Origin of the sequence: Siminovitchia jepli, from assembly GCF_047228825.1 — a bacterium.
Lineage (GTDB): Bacteria > Bacillota > Bacilli > Bacillales > Bacillaceae_C > Siminovitchia.
Genome location: NZ_JBFEGN010000177.1, coordinates 1 through 2432, shown reverse-complemented (window position 1 = coordinate 2432; position 2432 = coordinate 1). Strand labels below are relative to the sequence as shown.

The window sequence follows — 2432 nt, the reverse complement described above, 5'->3', positions numbered from 1 at the left end:
AGATGGGGATTTTATATATGCTTTATTTAGATTTATTTGGAACACGGCATTCCTGAGGGAGTGTCGATGACCATGGGAGGAATTCGGCCAATTTTGTTTTAACCGTCGTATCGATATTGGGAAGCTCCTGAAACAGATAGCTAAGGTAGTTGAATGGATTCAACCCGTTTTCCTTGGCTGTTTCCACAACACTATAGATGATCGCGCTGGACCTTGCTCCTTTTGAAGTATTGCTGAAGAGCCAGTTTTTGCGGCCGATCACAAAAGGCTTGATTGACCGTTCTCCTCGATTATTATCGATCTCCAGACGGCCGTCCTCCAAAAATGCCTCCAAACGTTCCCATTGGTTACGACAATATTTGATCGCTCTGCCAAGTGCGCTTTTTGGCAGTACGCGTGGTGTTTGCTCTTTAAGCCATGCCAAAAAAGCCTTAAGCACTGGTTGGCTGTGCTCCAGCCGTGCCTTATGGCGCTCTTCTGGACTTGCATCCTTGAGCTTGCGCTCAATTTCAAAAAGTTTATTGCAATAGCTCAAGCCTTCCTTTGCTTTGACGGCGGAAGTACTCGCAGATTCAGGAAGCGCCTGCAGGGCTTCTGTGAATTTGCGGCGGGCATGGGCCCAGCACCCAACCAGTTTCACATCGGGGAGGGCATTATAACCCGCATACCCGTCTACATGCAAATATCCCCGGAAGCCCTCCAAAAAACGGCGCGGATGCTTGCCTGCACGGGTTTGCTGGTAATCGTATAAGACGATTGGGGTATCCCCGCGCCCGGTACGATAAAGCCATATGTAGGAAGTCGATGTCGCTGGCCGATCCGGTTCGGACAAGACCTGCAAGGTTGTCTCATCCGCATGCAGGCGATCCTTCTGGAGGAGGTGCTCATGGATCTCATCGTAAATGAGCCTAAGCCAGGTCTCTGCCCCATAGATCGTCCAATTGGCCAGCGTTTGGCGTGGTATGGACACCCCAAAGCGTTCCAGTTGTTTTTCCTGGCGATATAGGGGAATGCCTTCCACGTATTTTTGGGTCATCGTATAAGCCATTGAGGACGGAGACGCCAGGCTTCCAGGAAAAACAGGTTCCGACATCTTCGCTGTGACAATGGGTGTTTCCAGTTCATTACGCTCACAGTGGCGGCAGCTATATACATGGCGCACGTGTTCTACCACTTTCACTTGGGCAGGAATAACTTTCAATTCCTTACGTACTTCTGTGCTCATTTCATGTAGTGCACCGCCGCAACAAGAACAGACCTGCTCTTCAGCAGACAAACGATATTCGATCGTCTCTGTAGGCAGGTTTTCAAGCATGCGTTCTCGTTGGCCGCGCTGTTTCTTGCGTTTATATGTAATCGTTTCGACAGTCGGCTCTTCAATTGCCGGGTCAGCCGTTGCCTCGGCTTCGTTGAAAAGGGAGAGCTGGTCCGAATCGGTCTTCTCGCTAGAAGCTCCGAATCTCCGTTGTTGGCTGAGGCGGAATTGTTCCTCGTACCATTTTAATTTTACCTCCAACTCTTCCTTTTCCATTACGAGTTTCTCGTTAAGCGCTTTGTAATATTCGATTGTATCTTTTGAAGTTTGCGCTGTATTTTCCATAAATCCAGTATACGGAAAAGAACCCGGCTTGCCTAGTACTGATTTCTTCTTTTTTCCAAATTTATCTTTTTATATAATGGTTCGAGCCTTTACTTCCTGGTGTGCCTGCTTTTGTTCGATTGGCAAGCCATCCAGAAGCCAGCGCAGCTGACGTGGACTAATATTCATGGGCGCCGTATCGTTTTCCGACGGCCAGTAGAACGTCCCTTTTTCCAGCCGGCGATAATGAAGCCAGAAGCCGTTATGTTCCCATTGAAGGATTTTCAGCTTATCGCGTTTCCGGTTGCAGAACACAAATAAGCAGGGAGAGAAGGGATCGAGTTCAAAGCACTCCTGCACAATCACGGCCAGTCCATCAATCGATTTCCGAAGATCCGTGCTGCCGCGTGCCAGATAGACCCGTTCAAACTGGGAATTCATCAACATTGGTGTTGCAGCACCTGAATAACATCGGATAATAGACTCATACTGGCTCCAGGCCGTACCTCAACGGTGAGGGGCCCAAAGTGTAATAAGATTGGGTCTTTCCCTGAACAGGGAAAGGGTTCTTCGACCTGAACGGCCAGCCACTGCGTATTGGCAGCAGGAGTGTCTGCGTAACTGCTACCGCGCTCAATCTGGTTCACCCAATAGTACATTTGGTGAACTTTGATATTCTGATCCCGGCACCATGCCGCTACGCTTTGTCCGCTTTCTTTCCAAGCGTCATATCGCGCTTTCCATTCTACTCTTTTTTCTTTTAAGGTCATCGCAAAACCTCCCGAATTGATTTCTAAGAAGATTATCGCACGGATGACCTATGAACAGAATGTGGGTTTTATTTGACGCTTAC

At 48.6% G+C, this 2432-nt stretch carries 3 protein-coding genes; all 3 read right to left on the bottom strand.

Features of this window, described 5'->3' with window-relative positions; translation table 11 throughout:
* Positions 1-22: 22 nt before the first annotated feature.
* Positions 23-1600 carry an IS66 family transposase gene (tnpC, locus tag AB1L08_RS22170; RefSeq protein ID WP_413066743.1) on the bottom strand — a complete coding sequence of 526 codons (1578 nt, stop codon included), beginning with the start codon at positions 1598-1600 and terminating at the stop codon, positions 23-25.
* 69 nt (positions 1601-1669) lie between these two features.
* Complete coding sequence (tnpB, locus tag AB1L08_RS22165) at positions 1670-2026, bottom strand: IS66 family insertion sequence element accessory protein TnpB (RefSeq protein ID WP_413066742.1); 357 nt, start codon at positions 2024-2026, stop codon at positions 1670-1672.
* Positions 2020-2349 (bottom strand): IS66 family insertion sequence element accessory protein TnpA, encoded by a 330-nt coding sequence (gene tnpA / locus AB1L08_RS22160; protein WP_413066741.1) that lies wholly within the window; start codon positions 2347-2349, stop codon positions 2020-2022. The genes tnpB and tnpA overlap by 7 nt, the downstream gene beginning before the upstream one ends.
* Positions 2350-2432 lie beyond the last annotated feature (83 nt).